This window comes from Bradyrhizobium sp. Arg816 (assembly GCF_029989365.1).
Taxonomy (GTDB): domain Bacteria; phylum Pseudomonadota; class Alphaproteobacteria; order Rhizobiales; family Xanthobacteraceae; genus Bradyrhizobium.
In genome coordinates, this window is the sequence record NZ_JAPRAQ010000014.1 from 1 (window position 1) to 17,327 (window position 17,327).

At 64.4% G+C, this 17,327-nt stretch carries 19 protein-coding genes; 11 read left to right on the top strand and 8 right to left on the bottom strand.

The annotated features are described in order from the left end of the window. The coding region (locus tag OWC48_RS28800; RefSeq protein WP_282523027.1) for a flagellar biosynthetic protein FliO at nucleotides 1–655 on the bottom strand (655 nt) is incomplete at its 3' end. 349 nt (nucleotides 656–1,004) lie between these two features. Here OWC48_RS28800 and flgB point away from each other — a divergent pair. The 9 genes from flgB to atzF all read left to right on the top strand — a co-directional run bounded on the left by flgB (nucleotide 1,005) and on the right by atzF (nucleotide 10,100). Beyond that, complete coding sequence (flgB, locus tag OWC48_RS28805) at nucleotides 1,005–1,409, top strand: flagellar basal body rod protein FlgB (protein ID WP_014494019.1); 405 nt, start codon at nucleotides 1,005–1,007, stop codon at nucleotides 1,407–1,409. Between the two features lie 94 nt (nucleotides 1,410–1,503). Then, nucleotides 1,504–1,929 (top strand): flagellar basal body rod protein FlgC, encoded by a 426-nt coding sequence (gene flgC, locus OWC48_RS28810; protein ID WP_014494020.1) that lies wholly within the window; start codon nucleotides 1,504–1,506, stop codon nucleotides 1,927–1,929. Between the two features lie 16 nt (nucleotides 1,930–1,945). Beyond that, nucleotides 1,946–2,254 (top strand): flagellar hook-basal body complex protein FliE, encoded by a 309-nt coding sequence (gene fliE, locus OWC48_RS28815; RefSeq protein WP_008142413.1) that lies wholly within the window; start codon nucleotides 1,946–1,948, stop codon nucleotides 2,252–2,254. 176 nt (nucleotides 2,255–2,430) lie between these two features. Then, nucleotides 2,431–2,694 (top strand): flagellar biosynthesis protein FliQ, encoded by a 264-nt coding sequence (fliQ, locus tag OWC48_RS28820; RefSeq protein ID WP_014494021.1) that lies wholly within the window; start codon nucleotides 2,431–2,433, stop codon nucleotides 2,692–2,694. A 17-nt stretch (nucleotides 2,695–2,711) separates the two neighbouring features. After that, nucleotides 2,712–3,482, top strand: coding sequence for a flagellar biosynthetic protein FliR (gene fliR, locus OWC48_RS28825; protein ID WP_212095509.1), 771 nt, complete (start codon nucleotides 2,712–2,714; stop codon nucleotides 3,480–3,482). A 7-nt stretch (nucleotides 3,483–3,489) separates the two neighbouring features. Next, the gene (gene flhB, locus OWC48_RS28830; protein ID WP_282523028.1) at nucleotides 3,490–4,569 is read left to right on the top strand and encodes a flagellar biosynthesis protein FlhB; all 1,080 of its coding nucleotides are present in this window, start codon (nucleotides 3,490–3,492) and stop codon (nucleotides 4,567–4,569) included. A 154-nt stretch (nucleotides 4,570–4,723) separates the two neighbouring features. After that, nucleotides 4,724–7,306 (top strand): cell cycle histidine kinase CckA, encoded by a 2,583-nt coding sequence (cckA, locus tag OWC48_RS28835; protein WP_282523029.1) that lies wholly within the window; start codon nucleotides 4,724–4,726, stop codon nucleotides 7,304–7,306. A gap of 223 nt (nucleotides 7,307–7,529) precedes the next feature. Beyond that, the gene (locus OWC48_RS28840) at nucleotides 7,530–8,546 is read left to right on the top strand and encodes a Tim44 domain-containing protein (RefSeq protein WP_282523030.1); all 1,017 of its coding nucleotides are present in this window, start codon (nucleotides 7,530–7,532) and stop codon (nucleotides 8,544–8,546) included. 168 nt (nucleotides 8,547–8,714) lie between these two features. After that, nucleotides 8,715–10,100, top strand: a complete 1,386-nt coding sequence (atzF, locus tag OWC48_RS28845; protein WP_282523031.1) for an allophanate hydrolase — start codon at nucleotides 8,715–8,717, stop codon at nucleotides 10,098–10,100. Nucleotides 10,101–10,110: 10 nt separating this feature from the next. Here atzF and OWC48_RS28850 read toward each other — a convergent pair whose 3' ends face one another. The 4 genes from OWC48_RS28850 to OWC48_RS28865 form a co-directional block, all read right to left on the bottom strand. Beyond that, nucleotides 10,111–10,836: a Crp/Fnr family transcriptional regulator gene (locus OWC48_RS28850; protein ID WP_282523032.1), complete on the bottom strand. Its 726-nt coding sequence runs from the start codon at nucleotides 10,834–10,836 to the stop codon at nucleotides 10,111–10,113. 90 nt (nucleotides 10,837–10,926) lie between these two features. Next, on the bottom strand, nucleotides 10,927–11,766 hold the full coding sequence (locus OWC48_RS28855; protein WP_282523033.1) for an ABC transporter ATP-binding protein: 840 nt from the start codon (nucleotides 11,764–11,766) through the stop codon (nucleotides 10,927–10,929). Nucleotides 11,767–11,786: 20 nt separating this feature from the next. Continuing rightward, nucleotides 11,787–12,611, bottom strand: coding sequence for an ABC transporter permease (locus tag OWC48_RS28860; RefSeq protein WP_282523034.1), 825 nt, complete (start codon nucleotides 12,609–12,611; stop codon nucleotides 11,787–11,789). Nucleotides 12,612–12,625: 14 nt separating this feature from the next. Then, nucleotides 12,626–13,627, bottom strand: a complete 1,002-nt coding sequence (locus OWC48_RS28865) for an NrtA/SsuA/CpmA family ABC transporter substrate-binding protein (protein ID WP_282523035.1) — start codon at nucleotides 13,625–13,627, stop codon at nucleotides 12,626–12,628. A 323-nt stretch (nucleotides 13,628–13,950) separates the two neighbouring features. Here OWC48_RS28865 and OWC48_RS28870 point away from each other — a divergent pair, with 323 nt between their 5' ends. Further along, nucleotides 13,951–14,625: a lectin gene (locus OWC48_RS28870; RefSeq protein ID WP_282523036.1), complete on the top strand. Its 675-nt coding sequence runs from the start codon at nucleotides 13,951–13,953 to the stop codon at nucleotides 14,623–14,625. Nucleotides 14,626–14,855: 230 nt separating this feature from the next. Then, nucleotides 14,856–15,563: a glutathione S-transferase gene (locus OWC48_RS28875; RefSeq protein WP_282523037.1), complete on the top strand. Its 708-nt coding sequence runs from the start codon at nucleotides 14,856–14,858 to the stop codon at nucleotides 15,561–15,563. Between the two features lie 17 nt (nucleotides 15,564–15,580). Here the strand turns inward: OWC48_RS28875 and OWC48_RS28880 are convergent, their stop codons facing one another. From OWC48_RS28880 to OWC48_RS28890, 3 genes are all read right to left on the bottom strand, one after another. After that, nucleotides 15,581–16,255 (bottom strand): isoprenylcysteine carboxylmethyltransferase family protein, encoded by a 675-nt coding sequence (locus OWC48_RS28880; protein WP_282523038.1) that lies wholly within the window; start codon nucleotides 16,253–16,255, stop codon nucleotides 15,581–15,583. Nucleotides 16,256–16,371: 116 nt separating this feature from the next. Continuing rightward, nucleotides 16,372–16,542 carry a hypothetical protein gene (locus OWC48_RS28885; RefSeq protein WP_282523039.1) on the bottom strand — a complete coding sequence of 57 codons (171 nt, stop codon included), beginning with the start codon at nucleotides 16,540–16,542 and terminating at the stop codon, nucleotides 16,372–16,374. Between the two features lie 261 nt (nucleotides 16,543–16,803). After that, nucleotides 16,804–17,277, bottom strand: coding sequence for a hypothetical protein (locus OWC48_RS28890; protein WP_166342591.1), 474 nt, complete (start codon nucleotides 17,275–17,277; stop codon nucleotides 16,804–16,806). Between the last annotated feature and the right edge of the window lie 50 nt (nucleotides 17,278–17,327).

The following is a 17,327-nucleotide window of genomic DNA, read 5'->3' on the forward strand; positions in this document are numbered from 1 at the left end:
GCTCGGCGCGCACCGGCGGCACTTTCACCGGCTCGCTCTGCCGCGGAGGACGGGGCATCAGCGGAGGCTCGCTGCGGGCGATGCGCGGCGGAACCGGCTCGGGGCGTGCCTCGCGCTCGGGGCGCGGCGGCAGAATCGGCTCGGGCGGAAAGCCGGCCAGTGGCGGTTCGTTGCGGCGCTCGGCCAGTGCGGGAGCGGGCCGGCGGACCTCGTCGGCGAAGGAGGGACGCGGCCGCGGCGGCGGCGGCTCGGGCATTTGCGGTTCGGGATGATCGAGCAGTTCGGGCCGCGGAGCTTCGTCGGTCCAGCTGCTGGTATCGGGCATCGGGGCAAGGCGCGGCGGCTCGGCGGCATTGGAACGTTGCGGAAGCTGGTCGCGGCCGGGCGCGGCGCGCACGATATTGGGCTCGACGACGATGTCGGTGGGACCGCCAATCATCAGGAGATGCTCGACATTGTCGCGCCGGACCAGCACCAGGCGGCGCCGGCCATCGACCGCGGCGGCATCGATCACGGCAAGCCGGGGCATCCGGCCGCGCTGGGTGTTGGCACCGAGCCGGCTGCTGGCGAATCGGCGAACCAACCATGCGGCGACGCCGATCAACGCCAGAACGACGATGAACGCCACGATGAAGGTGATTGGGCTGCCTTGCATACTTGTCCCCGACAAATGGCGCTTTTCTCGTGCCCATGGTCAGACGCGCCGACCATCGGCGTGGGATGCCCCAAACTGCGATTTCTTAACGTCCCACGGCAAGTTTTGCCGTCCCCAGCTCTTAATAACCTATGAATCGCCCGATCCAAAACGACTTCTTGGCCTGTGCAAGGCCCGCCAAACGGTTGGGTTAATGCCACTTTTGGATGCGTAGAATCACGGGGGCGCAAAGTGGTGTTCCGTCAAGGGACATGCATCGACGCCATCTTTAACCACCTGTTAACCATACACGCGGCAAATTCTGCCTAGCTTCGGGCCTTTGGTCCGAGAGGCGGAAGGAGCCGCAACGATGTCCATCAACGACCTCCCGGAGCTGTCGGCGCTTCGCACCAAGATGCAGTGGCACCAGGAACGCCAGCGCGTCCTATCCGAGAACGTCTCCAATTCCGACACGCCCAAATTCCGGCCGCGCGACCTGGTCGAGCCGAAGCTCGACAAGGCGGGGGCGGTCACCGGCTCGATGGGCCCCCTGGCGCTCACCCGCACCAGCGGCTCCCACATGACGCCGTCAGGTGCTGCCTCGGCGTTCGACCAGAACAGGAATGCAGGTTTCGAGACCCGTCCCGCGGGCAACGCCGTCAATCTCGAGGAAGAGATGATGAAGGCCGCCAGCAACCAGATGGACTATGCGGCGGTGACCTCGCTGTATTCCAAGAGTCTGCGTCTGCTCAAGACCGCGATCGGCAAGGGCTAGAGCATGATCCGGAAAAGTGTGCGGCGGTTTTCCCTCGCGACAAACGCGGAGCGTTTGCGCGGAGATCATGCTCAAGAGCTAAGGGAAGCGCATCATGGCGAATGACAGCAGCGACTTTGCCCGCTCGATGGCGATCGCGACCTCCGGCCTGCGCGCGCAGGCCGGGCGCATGCGGGTGATCTCCGAAAACATCGCGAACGCGGATTCGACCTCGCAGACATCAGGCGGCGATCCCTACCGGCGCAAGGTGCCGACCTTCTCCTCCGCGCTCGACCGCACGCTCGACGCGCAGGTCGTCACCCTCGGCAGGATCAAGCCGGACCAGTCGAACTTTCGCACCAAATACGAGCCGAACAATCCGGCGGCTGATGCGACCGGCAACGTCAAATATCCCAACGTGAACTCGGTGGTCGAGATGACCGACATGCGCGACGCGCAGCGGTCCTACGAGGCCAATCTCAACATCATCAGTGCGACGCGCCGGATGATCCAGCGCACGCTCGACATCCTCAAGAGCTGAACAGGACATTTGAGCCATGGCATCACCGACAATCGCAGCCAATGCTTATGCCAACCTCGCCCGCGTGCTGGAGAACAGCGGCGCCGGCAAGGGCAGCGAAGCGAGCGGGCAGTCTTTCGCGTCGCTGCTGAAAGACGCTGTCGGCAGCGTCATGGAGTCCGGCCGCAAGTCCGACGCGCAGACGGTGGCGATGGCCGCCGGCAAGGCCAACGTGATGGACGTAGTAACGGCGGTCGCCGACACCGACGTCGCGGTGTCGACGCTGGTCTCGGTCCGCGACCGCGTGATCGCGGCATATGAAGACATCATGAAGATGCCGATCTGATTTTTGGCGCTCGCGCTCGCCCCAATCGTCATTGCGAGCGAAGCGAAGCAATCCAGAATCTTTTTTGCTGGCGACAGTCTGGATTGCTTCGCTGCGCGCTCGCAAAGACGGGGATAAGCCTTTGCTTCGCTCGGAACAGGGGTGAGGAGGCGAGAAATGAACAAGGAATTCTGCACATGACCGGACCTGAAACCCTCGACGTCGCGCGTGATGCGATCTGGACCATCGTGATCGTGTCGTCGCCGCTGATGGTGGTCGGCCTCGTTGTCGGCGTCGTCGTGTCGCTGTTCCAGGCGCTGACGCAGATCCAGGAACAGACGCTGATCTACGTGCCGAAGATCCTGGCCATCTTCGCCACGATGCTGCTGGCGCTGCCGTTCATGGCTGACGCACTCCATTCCCACATGATGCGGATCTCGTCGCGAATCATCGGCGGCTGAGGCACAATGCGCCCGACATGCGCATCGACGTCTCGCTGCTGCCGGCGCTCGCCGCTTCCTTCATGCTCGCCTTCGCCCGGGTCGGTGCGATGGTGATGCTGTTGCCGGGGCTGGGCGAGACCAACATTCCGACGCGGATCAAGCTGGCGATCGCGCTGCTGCTCACGCTGATCATCCTGCCGCTGCATCGCAACGCCTACCACGTCGACATGGGCTCGATCGCGCCGCTGCTGGTCATGATGCTGCATGAGATCGTGATCGGCATCGTGCTGGGGGCGACCGCGCGCGTGACGTTGTCGGCGCTTCAGGTCGCGGGCGCCGTGATTGCGCAGCAGATGGGGCTCGGGTTCGTCACTTCGGTCGATCCGACGCAGGGACAGCAGGGCGTGCTGGTCGGCAATTTCCTGACCATGCTCGGGGTGACGCTGCTGTTTGCCACCGACAGCCATCACCTGGTGATCGCCGCGCTGAACGACAGCTACACGATCTTCGCGCCGGGAGAGACCGTATCGAGCGGCGACGTCGCTTCGCTGGCGACGCGCGCCTTTGCCGCCGCGTTCAGCCTGGGCTTGCAACTTTCCGGACCGTTTCTGGTGTTCGGCCTCGTCTTCAACATCGGGCTCGGCGTGCTGGCGCGGCTGATGCCGCAGATGCAGGTCTATTTCGTCGGCGTGCCGCTGTCGATCTTCGCGGGCTTCCTGGTGCTCGCCGTGGTGCTCACCGCGATGATGGGCACGTATCTCGACTATTTCATCGGTGTGATGCACCAGATGATGCCGCTCAGATAGGTGATCGATGGCAGACGACAACGATCCCGACAGTCAAACAGAAGACCCGACACAAAAGCGCCTCGAAGAGGCGCTCGAACGCGGCGACGTCGCCAAGAGCCAGGAGATCAACACCTGGTTCATGATCGCGGGCGGCACGCTCGTGGTCTCCACCTTCTCGGGCTCGGTGGGCAGCGGGCTGGTGACGCCGATGCGCAACCTGCTCGCCAACTCCTGGATGATCAAGACCGACGGCAGGGCTCTGCTCGCGCTGATGCAGCAGATCGAGGTCGCCGTGCTCGCAGCGATCGGCGTGCCCCTGCTGATGCTGGTGCTGGCGGCGATTGCCGGTAACGTGCTCCAGCATCGCCTGGTCTGGTCGGCCGAATCCCTCAAACCCAAATTCAGCAAGCTGTCGCCGGCCGAGGGCTTCAAGCGCATCTTCGGCAAGCAGGCGGCCGCGAACTTCCTCAAGGGGCTCGGCAAGCTGATCGTGCTCGGCGCGGTCATGACCGTGGTCCTGTGGCCGGAGCGCCATCGCATGGAGGCGATGGTCAGGCTCGATCCGGCCGCCATGCTGGGCGCCAGCACCAGCCTGACCATTCATCTGCTCGGCGCAGTGGTCGCGGCGCTCGCGATCATCGCCATTGGCGACTATTTCTTCCAGTATCGCAGCTGGTTCCAGCGGCAGAAGATGTCGCTCCAGGAGATCAAGGAAGAGTTCAAGCAGTCCGAAGGCGACCCGCACATCAAGGGCAAGCTCCGGCAATTGCGCCAGCAGCGCTCCAAGAAGCGCATGATGGCGGCGGTTCCCAAGGCCTCCGTGATCATCACCAACCCGACCCACTATTCGATTGCGCTGTCCTACGAGCGCGGAATGTCTGCGCCGATCTGCGTCGCCAAGGGCGTCGACAACCTCGCCTTCAAGATCCGGGAGATCGCCCGAGAGCACGACATCCCGATCGTCGAGAACGTGCCGCTCGCCCGCGCGCTCTATGCCACCGTCGAAATCGACCAGGAAATCCCGACCGAGCACTACCATGCGGTCGCCGAGGTCATCGGTTACGTCATGCGGCTGAAGCACGGATTCGGTGCCGGACGCGGATAAAATACCCGAAAAGTACCGGAAATGGCCGTAATCTGGGAATCAGCGTACCTTTCGCCCTTGCTGCCCTTGCGCCTGCGGGTCCGATTCAGGCAGGGAGGACCCCACGCGCCCCGTAGCGCGTTGATTCTCTGCCGACAGGCTGTGCCAGCTTGAAATGACTGCCGAGACCGACCACGACCTCACACGCGAGCCCGTTGCGGCGCACGAGCCGTCGCCGCGCTCGGGCAGCATTGCGCTCGTGCTACTGGTGGCCGCCGGCCTCGTCGCCGTCGCCGTCGGGCTGATGACGCTCGGGCGCGCGCAGGCCCAGCCCTATATCCTCGGCATCCTCGCCGTGCTGGCGATGGTCGGCCTGTTCAACCTGTTCGCCTTCGCCGCCGGCATCATCCGCTTCGTCGACCGCAGTCTCGACGATCCCGTGATGGGGCGCATTGCCGACCACGCCTTCGACGGCCTGGCCGTGACCGATCCCCGCGGCCACGTGGTCTATTCCAACGCCGCCTATCTGACGCTCACCGGCGCAAGCGGACCGCAGGAGGTGCGGCCCGTGGAGCGCGTCTTCATCGGCAACCCCGACGTCTCCGAAGCCGTGTTCCGCCTGCTCAAGGCCGCGCGCGAAGGAAAACGGCAGCAGGAAGAGGTGCGCATCTCGGGCCATGACGGCAGCCAGGGCCGCTGGCTGCGCATGCGGGTGCGCCCGCTCGGCACCGGGAAGCGCGAGGCGAAATACGCGGTGTGGTCGATCGCCGACATCACCCGCGACCGCGAGCGCCAGGAGGACGTGTTCCAGGAACTCCAGCACGCGATCGAATATCTCGATCACGCGCCCTGCGGCTTCTTCTCGGTCAATCCGGCCGGCGAGCTCGCCTATGTCAACGCGACGCTGGCCAACTGGCTCGACTACGACCTCGCCGAGATCGGCTCGGGCGGGCTGAAGCTCACCGACATCGTCTCCGGCGATGGCGCCTCGCTGCTTACCGCGATCGTGGCGGTGCCGGGCGAGGTGAAGACGGAAGTCTTCGACATCGACCTGCGCATGCGCACCGGCAAGACCATGCCGGTGCGGCTCTATCACAAGCTCGCCTTCGGCGCCGACGGTGCACCGGGGCCGTCGCGCACGCTCGTCATCAGCCGTGCCCGCGACGAGCGCAGCGACCCCGACCGCGCCGCCGAAGTGCGCTTCATGCGCTTCTTCGACCATACGCCGATGGCGATCGCGACCGTCGACCGCGGTGGCAACGTCGTGCGCGCCAACGCGCGCTACGCCAAGCTCGGGCAGGCTCTCGGGCTCGACAGCGCCAGCAAGTCGATCTTCCGCGCGGTCAATTCGCGCGACCGGAACCTCTTGATCACGGCCATCAACCAGGCCGCGGAGGGCCAGGCCGACGTCGCGCCGGTCGAGGTGGCGCTCGAAGGAACCAAGGAGCGCTGGGGCCAGTTCTTCGTCACGCCGGTCGATGCCGCCGAGAACGACGCCGAAGCCGCCATCGTGCACATGCTCGAGACCACCGAGCGGCGCGCGCTGGAGAACCAGATCAACCAGTCGCAGAAGATGGAGACGGTCGGCCAGCTCGCCGGCGGCATCGCCCACGACTTCAACAACGTGCTCTCCGCCATCATGATGGCGAACGACTTCCTGCTGAACGCGCACAAGCCGACCGATCCGTCGTTCCAGGACATCATGCAGATCAAGCAGAACGCGACGCGCGCCGCGACGCTGGTGCGGCAGTTGCTGGCGTTCTCACGGCGGCAGACGCTGCGGCCGCAGGTGCTCGACCTCGGCGATGCGCTCTCCGATCTCGCCATGCTGCTGCGACGGCTGATCGGTGAGAAGGTCAAGCAGGAGACCATCCACGGCCGCGATCTCTGGCCGGTGAAGGTCGACGTCTCCCAGTTCGAGCAGGTGATCGTCAACCTCGCGGTGAACGCGCGCGACGCCATGCCCGATGGCGGCAAGCTGATCATCCGCACCGCCAACGTCACCGCTGAGGAAGCAGCCAAGCTTGCCTACAAGGGCATGCCGCCCGCGGACTATGTGCGGATCGAGGTCGCCGACACCGGCACCGGCATCCCCGCCGATATCCGCGACAAGATTTTCGAGCCGTTTTTCTCGACCAAGGAAGTGGGCAAGGGCACCGGCCTCGGGCTTTCCACCGTCTACGGCATCGTCAAGCAGACCGGTGGCTTCATTTACGTGGACTCGGAACCGGGGCAGGGGACTTCGTTCCATATCTTCCTGCCGCGCCATCACGCCGAGCCCGAGGTGCAGGAGCAGCCCACAGCAGTGGTCGGCGCGGCCAATGGCGCCGCGAAGGAGACCGCACCTGCGGCGGCGGAGGCCAAGCCGCGCACCGATCTTACCGGACAGGGCACCATCCTTCTCGTCGAGGACGAAGAGGGCCTGCGCGCGCTGAACGCACGCGGCCTGCGCTCGCGCGGCTACACCGTGGTCGAGGCCGAGAACGGCGTCGAGGCCATGGAGGTCCTGGAGGAGCAGAGCGGTGCGATCGATCTCGTCGTCTCCGACGTCGTGATGCCTGAGATGGACGGCCCGACGCTGCTGAAGGCGATGCGCGAGAAGAATCCCGACATCAAGTTCATCTTCGTCTCCGGCTACGCCGAGGATGCCTTCGAGAAGAGCCTGCCCGAAGGCCAGCAATTCGACTTCCTGCCAAAGCCGTTCACGCTCAGCCAGCTCGTGGCAGCCGTGAAGGAGACGATGGCAAAGGCGGGGTGACGGCGCGCGCTCGTCACGTTCTCCGTCATTGCAATGACGGGGAAAAGCGGAATTCGCCTCGTAAGCCCGCCGGTAACCCGCGACCGCTGTTCCTCCGGCTCCCCGGCCAAACCCCCGCCAAATATGGGCTTTTGCCACATCCCCGCGACTGAGGGCCGCAGCCATAAGTTCCGAAACCGGCTTCACTTTTCGGGAAGTCTGCCCATCTTAGGAGCACGTCCCCATGCCGGGGATTTGGGAAACGCACATGACTTTCTCGCAACGCTCCCTCACTCTCTTCAAGACCCTCGCCGTCATGCTGGCGCTTGCGCTGCCGACTGCGCTGGTGATTTCGTCCGCCGACGCCCGCGTCGGTGGTGGCATGTCGTCGGGTTCGCGCGGTTCGCGCACCTATTCGGCGCCGCCTTCGACCACGACCGCGCCGGGCTCGACCTCGCAGTTCAACCGCACCTATACCCAGCCGGGTGCCGGCATGAATTCGGCTGCCGCCGCACCCGCGCGTGGCGGCCTGTTCGGCCGCGCCGGTGGCTTCATGGGCGGCCTTGCGGCCGGCTTCCTCGGCGCCGGCCTGCTCGGCATGCTGTTCGGCGGCGGCCTGTTCGGTGGCCTCGGCGGCCTGTCGTCAATCATTGGCCTGATCATCCAGATCGCGCTCGTGGTGTTGGTGGTGCGGCTGGCGATGTCGTGGTGGCAGCGCCGCCATACGCAGCAGGCGGCCTACGCCAATGCTGATGCAGGTAGCGGTCCGGGACCGCAGACGAACTATCGCAGCGGCCTCGGTGGCGGCAGCCTCGGCGGTGGACTTGGTGGCTTCGGCTTCGGCGCCAACAACGCACCGCTCGAGATCAAGCCTGACGACTATGAGGCGTTCGAGCGCCTGCTCGGCGATGTCCAGGCCGCCTGGTCGAACGAGGACGTGGCCAAGCTGCACACGCTCGCGACGCCGGAAATGGTCTCCTATTTCGAGCAGGACCTTGGCCAGAACCGCGCGCGCAACGTTGTCAACAAGGTGACCAACGTCAAGCTGTTGCAGGGCGACCTCGCGGAGGCCTGGCGCGAAGGCGAGACCGAATACGCCACGGTGGCGCTGCGCTTCGCCCTCACCGACAAGACGCTGGACCGCAACAGCGGTGCGGTTGTCGCCGGCAGCGAGCAGCCGGGCGAGGCGACCGAGATCTGGACCTTCGCCCGCCGTCCAGGCAACGGCTGGGAATTGTCGGCGATCCAGCAGACCAACTGATCGCACGCAGGTTAAAGACAAGGGCGTCGTGCTTCGGCACGGCGCCCTTTTTCTTTGAGCCGCTGATATCCTGATACGGCCGACCAATTGCGCGAAGCACTTAATTGCTTGTTGCCCGCGCAGAGCTCCCGCAATTTCGCGCCTGCCGGTTCGAGAGGGAGATATTCGGTGAGCCAGTCTGTCGCGCGCTCCAGGACAAATCACGAAACCATTGCCAGGAATTCGTCCCTGCCGCTGGAGGCGATCGAAACGGCGTATGACCGGATCGAGGCCGAGCGAGACCGCAATTGCTGGATCTATCTCCGCCCGCGGGAGGAGGCGCTCGAAGCATGCCGGAAGCTCGTGGCGCGCGCGCGGACAGGCGAAAATCTTCCACTGCTCGGCATTCCCTTTGGTGTGAAGGACAATATCGATGTCGAGGGAATGCCGACCACGGCCGCATGCCCGGCATTTAGCTACACGCCCTGGCATTCCGCGCACAGCGTCGAACGCCTCACCGCGGCCGGCGCAATTTGTCTCGGAAAGACCAATCTCGATCAGTTCGCCACAGGCCTGTCCGGTGCACGTTCGCCCTATGGCCCCTGCGCGTCGGTTGCCGATGCGCGCTATATTGCGGGCGGCTCCAGTTCCGGGTCCGCGGTCGCCGTGGCGGCCGGGCACGTCGCGTTCGCGCTCGGCACCGATACCGGCGGGTCCGGCCGCATACCTGCCGGCTTCAACAACATCGTCGGAATCAAGCCGACCGTTGGGCTGGTGTCATCACGCGGGCTGGTGCCGAATTGCCCGACGATCGATTGCGTTTCGGTGTTCTGCAACACTGTCAGCGACGGCGAGGCGATCATCGAAATCATCGAAGGGTTCGATTTCGAAGATCCCTACAGCCGCTTGCCCAGGGCCTTTTCTTTCGCCACAGGGACGGTGCCATCCTTCCGCTTCGGCCGCATCGCGTCCGCCGATCTCGAATGCTTCGGCATGCCGGAATGCGGCGAGCTCTATGAGCGCGCCTGCGAGCGTTTCACGCAGATCGGGGGAACGGCGATCGAGGTGGACTTCGCGCCGTTCCGCCAGGCCGGGGAGTTGATGTTCAGCGGACCCTGGGTCGCGGAGCGGCACTCGGCCATCGCTTCGCTCATGGACATCGATTCCGGCTCCCTGCTTGATGTCACGAGGACCGTGCTGGGCTCAGCCGCTGGGTATTCGGCGATCGACACGTTTGGTGCCATTCACCGGCTGCACCGGCTTCGCCGCGACGCCGAGGCGATCTTTGCGGGTATCGATGCGCTGGTGGTCCCGACCGCACCGCGGCCGTTCACGCTGGAGGAGATGGATCGCGATCCGATCACCCTCAACAATCGCCTCGGCTACTACTCGTACTTTGCCAATCTGCTCGATCTGTGCGGCGTGGCGGTTCCGAACGCGACATTGCCGAACGGCATGCCCATGGGCGTGACCCTGCTGGCGCCGGCCTGGCATGATCGCGCGCTGATCGGACTGGCGCGGCGGTTCGAGGTCAGTGCAGGCCGAGCGGCGTTCGAATTGAAGTCTGGTGGCTGACGGACGGATATTATTCCATCTCTTGCTCGAGCGTCGAAAGATCCAGGATCGAAATCACGGATCTGTCGTACCTGATCACGCCTTCCTCCTGGAGCCGTGCGAGCTGTACTGTCACCCATTGGCGGGTGGATCCGATGAGATTGGCGAGATCGCCGTGGGTAAACGGCATCCCGATGACGATCTCGCCGTCGCGCTTCACGCCGTAGACATGCGACAGGAAGATCAACAGGCTATGTAGCCGTTCCGTCACCGAGCGCGTCCCGAGCATCTGGGCCATCGCCGAATAGCATCGCGCCTTGAAGGCCAGGGCATCCAGCAAGGCGACGGCGATCGCCGGCGATTCCAGCGCAAGCCGCCGCAGCGCCAGTCCCGGCATGAACGTCAACAGGCTGGGTTCGGCCGCAACCGATGACCACATGTGCGGGCCCGTTCCGAATATATCGGGGCCACCGACGAAGTTGCCGGGAAACCAGTAGGCGAGCGTGACCTCACGCCCCGACGGCGCCGCATAGTAGCTGCGTATGCGTCCCTCGCTGATCAGGTAGATCCCAGCCTGTGTGTCGCCCTGAGACCAAACCAGTTGGCCGGCTTCCAGGGCCTTCTCGCGTCCGATCGCACGCAACCGATTGCTATCAGCCCGGTTGAGACCGTCCAGCAAGCCGGGCAGCGGCCTGACGAGATTGTCCGACTCGGCCAGCATCACGCCTGCCGCTATCGCGCTATTCGCCCTGTGCATCGCCGGCTCCCCTGTGAGACCCGGCATCGATTATTCAAGAACCATGCCAGCGCGCTGCGGGCTGCCTCTCGATTTCCAAGTTCTGGGCGATCAGCTCGCGTCCGACTGATTGAACGCCCGCAACCCTTCTGCGCGGATGACGTCGAGACAATCCTTCTTGAGGGAAAGATAGGTTGGTTCGACCATGACAGAATTCGACCGCGGGCGCGGCAGCTTGACCGCGACTTCGCGCAGGATGCGGCCGGGTCCCGCGCTCATGATGAGAACACGGTCGGCCAGCACGATGGCTTCATCGATATCATGCGTGACGAACACGATCGTCGCCTTGATCCGGTCGCGCAGCTCCAGCAGATTGTCTTGCATCACCGCCCGGGTCTGCGCGTCGAGGGCCCCGAAGGGCTCGTCCATCAGCAGCACGCGGGGCTGATTGGCCAAGGCTCGCGCGATCGCCACGCGCTGTTGCATGCCCCCGGACAGCGTGTTCGGATAGGCGTCGGCGAAACGCTTGAGACCGACCATCGCGATCAGATCGTCGGCGATGGCATTCGCTTCTGTCCTCGACTTCCCAAGCATCCTGGGGCCGTGGGCGATGTTCCTGCGGACAGACTTCCAGGGGAAAAGATGCGGCTGCTGGAACACCATGCCGACATCGGGTCGCGGGCTGTAGACACGCGAGCCCTCTACCAGGATGTCGCCTTCAAACGGCACTTCCAGTCCGGCGATCGTATTGAGCACCGTCGACTTGCCACAGCCGGAGGGCCCAACGATGCAAATGAACTCGCCAGGTGCCACGTCGAAGGACACGCGATCCACCGCGATGGTCTGCCCGCGGCGGGTGTCAAAAACGATGCTCAGGTTTGAGACTTGAATGGCCGGTTGTTTCCGCGCCGATTCGACGGAGGCTGGCGCACTTGCCAGAGCCAGTTTCATGATCGATCGAGCTCCCGACATCAACGCCACCAGACAGTACGTTCCGCAAGAGCCGAAAACAGCCGGTCGGCAGCGAACGAAATCAACCCGAGCGCTGCGAGCCCGCCCATGACCTGGCCGGTTTGCAAATTCTGCTGCGCAATCTCGATCCTGTAGACAATGCCGGCGAAAGCGCCTGCGAGTTCGGCGGCGACAAGCGTGTAAAAGGAGATACTGACGGCGGTGCGCAACCCGACCACGATGTAGGGAAGCGCACCCAGCAGCACGATCTCCTGGAGCATCTGCCGCCGGGGCGTGCCGAGCATCAACGCCGCCCGAATCAGGCCGCGGTCGACCTTCTGCACGCCGATGTGGGTCGAAAGCCAAACCGTGAAGAACACGCCCCATACGACGAGGAACAGTTTTCCCGCCTCCGACAGGCCGAACCAGAGGATGACGATCGGCACGAAAGCAATCGGCGGAATTGGCCGCAGGATATGGAATAGCGGGGACAGCAAGCTCGAAACAACAGGGAATTGGCCGGTGAGGATACCGAGCAGGATGCCGAGCAGGCCGCCTACGATGAACCCCGTGGTGACGCGAAAGAGGCTGGCCAGCAGATCGCCAAGGAACTGTCCGCTTCGTATCCACTCGAGGACCGCTGCAGCAACCACCGTCGGCGGCGGAAACAGCACCATGTTGACGGCCCCGGAACGGGAGACCAGTTCCCAGAGGCCGATGAACAGGGGAAGCGAAAGCGCCCCGACCAGAATATTGAGGCGACGAAGACGAGCTGAATCCGGCCGCCGACCGCGACCGTCGGTGCGGAGAGCAATCTCTTGTCGTGCTGAAGTGCCCTCCTGCATGGCTGTGCGTGTGCCTATTTCCACGAGAGGGTGACGCGTGCGGGGTCGACCTTCTTCAGTGGCTCGGCGACGACGACCTTGCTGAAGTCGGGCATCGCCGCTCCCGGAGGATGGTTGCCGCTCTCGAGGCGCCATGCGGAGTGGGTCTTGAGAATCTCGATCAGCCTATCGTCGAGGCGCACCCGGTAAACATAGTCGGCCCAGATCGCAGCGAGTTCGTCCCGCTTCATGCCGACCGCGTCCGCCACGACCGTGATCGCTTCATCCTGGTGTGCCTTCATCCAGACCTCGGCGTCGATCAGCGCGGCGATGAACTTCTCAACCAGCGCCGGGTTGGCATCCAGATAGGTCCTCATGACAACGATGTTGAACGTTTCGGAGTAGGTGCCCTTTGTATCGAGTTCAGCGGCGGCTTCGCCCAGGGCCTTCTTGGCGTTGGCGATGTGGGGTTCCCAGGTGTCGATCGCGTCGATGCTTCCGGCTGCAAGCGCCGGCAGCATCTCCTGCGGCCGCAGATTGACGAGGGTGACATCCTTGGGAGCCAATCCCGCCGACTTCAGCAACGTCGCCGTGTAGACCTCGCTGCCGGTGCCGGCAGTGAATCCGATTCGCTTGCCGCGCAGGTCTGCCTTGGTCTTGACGCCGGCCTTGGCCGCGACGACCGTCTTGAGGTCGGAATATTCCATGCCGGCGACAAAGGCGATGGGCTGGTTTGCCATCGCCGAAGCGGTAACCGGCGCCTCCGCCGTTGTCGCGATGTCGGCGCCGCCCCCGATCACGGTGTCCAGGCATTGCTTGCCGGACGTGAAGTTCGAGACCGTGATGTCCAGTCCGTGCTTTCCGAAAATCCCCTTCGATTTGGCGATGATCGCAAGGCCGGAGATCGGCGCGAGGTTTTGCGCAAGCCGGGCTTTGAGCAATTCCGCGGCCGCGGCGCAGCCCGGACTGATGGCGAGGCAGCAAAGCGCGGCATAGCCGGCAATTGCCGCAATTGGGCGGACGGTGTTCCAGTGCATGACGATCTCCCCTCGCGCCGCGCCCGGCGGCAGCCCCGATGTGATCGCGGATGCCGCCCTGAACGGCCCCGCAGCAGACTCCCGCGTCCTCTCCTGGGCGATCTCTTGAGGATCGGCCCCACGTTGGTATGCTCGCCCGGCGCTACGGTCTCTGGAAGCAATTAATCGACATGGCGCTCGGGGCGACCGGTCGTGCGCCTCCGCTCGAGGTGATGCGCGTGCGGCGGATGGCCGCTGGAATAATGTCTGTCGTGACGGGTTCATGTCAGCGGATCAAAGACCGTCCAGCCAGGCGCAATCGCAGGAACAATCGGGAGGATAGGATGAGCATTATTGCCAAGGTCATCGTGCCAGCAGGCGTTGCGCTGGCGGTCTTCGCAAGTCCATCGGTGCGGGCGCAGTCAGCCGACATGACGTTCTTCGTGACCTCGAGCGGCCCGGGCAAGGGCGCCGATCTTGGCGGCCTGGAGGGAGCCGATGCGCAGTGCCAGAAGCTGGCGCAGGCCGGCGGCGCCGGCGGCAAGACCTGGCGCGCCTATCTCTCGGCGCAGGCCGCCGACGGCAAGCCCGCCGTCAATGCCAAGGACCGCATTGGCAAGGGACCGTGGCAGAATGCCAAGGGTGCGGTGATTGCTAAGGACGTTGCCGACCTGCACGGCGCGGCCAATAATCTCACCAAGCAGACCGCGCTCAGCGAGAAGGGCGAGGTCATCAACGGCGCCGGCGACACGCCGAACCGGCACGATATCCTCACGGGATCGCAACCGGACGGCACCGCTTTTGCCGCGGGTGACGACAAGACCTGCAGGAACTGGACGTCGAGCACGCAGGGCGCGGCGGTCGTCGGCCATGTCGATCGTAAGGGCCTGCGCGACGACGAGCCGTCAAAGTCCTGGAACAGCTCTCACCCCTCGCGCGGTCCCGACGGCGGCTGCTCGCAGGCCGATCTGAAGAGCACCGGCGGCGACGGCCTGCTGTATTGTTTCGCGGCGAATTGAGGCGAGGCTCTATCTTCCGTCATTGCGAGGAGCGAAGCGACAAAGCAATCCAGACTTTCTCCGCGGAAGCAGTCTGGATTGCTTCGCTTCCGCCTTCGCTCTTCGAGCTTCGGCGGACAAGCCGTTCGCAATGACGGAGAATGTGGTGCCGCCGTTCCGTCTCGCTCTCACGGAACCTTCGGCCGCATGTTACATTGGTCCGACCGCTTCCACGCTCACGGACCTCTCCCATGAAATACGAGCTCTATTACTGGCCCGAGATCCAGGGCCGCGGCGAATATGTGCGGCTGGCGCTGGAGGAGGCGGGGGCGGCTTACGTCGACGTCGCGCGGGGGGCGCGCGGAACAGCTGCGATGATGAAGATGATGGACGCGCATGGCGGCACGCCGCCCTTCGCGCCGCCGTTCCTGAAAGCGGGCAAGCTCGTCATCGGCCAGACCGCCAACATCCTGCTCTATCTCGGCGCCCGTCATGGGCTCGCGCCGAAGACGGAAGCGGGCAAGCTTTGGGTGCACCAGCTTCAGCTCACCATCACCGACCTCGTGACCGAGATCCACGACACCCATCACCCGCTCGGGCCTTCGATGTACTATGAAGATCAGAAGGTGCCGGCGAAGAAGCGCACGGCGGAGTTTTGGGACGAGCGCGTGCCGAAATATCTCGGCTATTTCGAAGAGCTTCTCGCCGGCAATGGCGGCGCCTATGTCACCGGTCGCAGGCTGACTTACGCCGATCTCTCGCTGTTCCAGATCGTCGATGGGCTGCGCTACGCCTTCCCCAAGCGCATGAAGGCGTTCGAGGGAAATATCCCGGGCCTCGTCGGCCTGCATGACCGCATCGCCGCGCGGCCGAACATCAAGGCCTATCTTGCGAGCGAACGCCGGATCCCCTTCAACGAGCTGGGCATCTTCCGCCGCTACAAGGAATTGGACAATTAGCCGGTCCGGATAGCGGCTCACCACACGCCGGGCAGCAGGCGATAGCGCACGCGCGTCATATAGCTGGAATAGCCCGGCAGGCCCTCGCGCAGCGTGCGCTCCTCGATGTCGATGCGGACAGCAAACAAAACGACGATGACCGGCGCCATCACGAGGCCCCACCACGAGCCCAGCAGCAGCGGCACGCCGGCGAAGAACAGGATCATGCCGCTGTACATGGGGTGGCGCACATGCGCGTAAGGCCCCGTCGAGACCACGCGTTGTGCGCGGTCGGCCTGGAGCTTCACCACGGGCGCGGCGAACGAGTTCTCGCGGAACACCCACAGGATGAACAGCGTCGAGAGGACGAACAGCACGAGACCTAGCGCCTGCAACGCAACCGGCATGTCGGAGGATTGCGTGCGCCGGTCGAGCCCCATCGCGGCCAGCCAGGCCAGCATCGCAATGACGAAGACGATCATGAAGGTTTTGTCGGCGGCAGGCTGATCCTTTTGCAGGACCGGCCGCAGGCGTTCGGCGAGCAGCGCCGGATCGACCCGATAAAGCCACCAGCCGCAGAGCGGGCCGAGCAGGGCGCAGGTGGCGAGGAACACCCAGGCCGAAGGCCAGTGCATCGTCCCGGCGCAGGCGAAGAGCAGCGCACCCATGCCGGCGGTGGTGATCGTGTTCTGCAACAGTAGTTTTGCGATCATGCGCAGGTCCCGGTCTGCCGCGCACGATATTGGTCCCGCTATCCGGCGAAGATGCGGCCGGACACGCGAAAAGCCCGATCGACCGGATCGGGCGTTTCATCTTTGACCGACCCTGATCAGGCGAGCTGATCGATCCGCGTGCCCTGACCCGGCGGCAGCGGCGCGGGCGGCGGCGGCTTGTAGGTCGGGTCGTTGTCCTTGGTCTTCTGGTCGTCCTGCTGCTTGGTCGTGTCGTAGCTCGGCACCACGATCGCGATCGGCGGCGGCGTAACGGTCGAGACGCTCATCCACAAATCCTCACACATGGAAACAATCGACCTTGCGCTGCGAGGAGCGAAGCTTCCGTCAAGCCAATCGTTAAAATGCGAGGAAGTTGGTGCGGTGGGATGTGCCTTTTCTGTGCCTCCTTGCGCTGTACGAGGGAGCGGACGAACCTCTCCTCGTCATTGCGAGCGCAGCGAAGAAATCCAGGACTGTCACCGCGGAGGGATTCTGGATTGCTTCGCTGCGCTCGCAATGACGGAGCGTGTGGAGAGAGCGAGTGCCGCCTATTCGTCCTTGCCGCGCGTGATCGCGATGGACGCATCCGTCTTGGTGCGGGTGCATTCCATGTTGAGCCGCCGGTAGCGCATGACGACCTTGTCGCCGCGCAACAGTCCCATCCGCTTCAGGCAGCGTGTCGCGCCCGTCGTGGTGTCGTCCTTCGTGACGGTGAAGACAATCGCCGCCATCGACCCCACCAGTGAAAAGAACTCCGGTGTCGGCTTGCGATCGCCCTTGGCATAGAGCTCGATGGAATATCTGTCGCCGCGGCAACCCACGGATAGCTCCTTGGCTGCGGGGTGCGAGAGGTAGACGATGTTGGCGGCCCGGAAATTCACCTTCAGGCGCTCGACCTGGTTCGCCAGCTCCTTGGCGCTGTCGTCGCAGCGATCCGCGCGGGCAGGCGAGGCGAGGGTCACAAGGCCGGTGATGGCGGCGGCGACCAGGATCGCGCCGCGGACGTTCAGTTTGAAAATCATGATGAAAAGCCCCTTAGGCCGCGCATTCAACCTTCGTCGCGCGCCGAGCG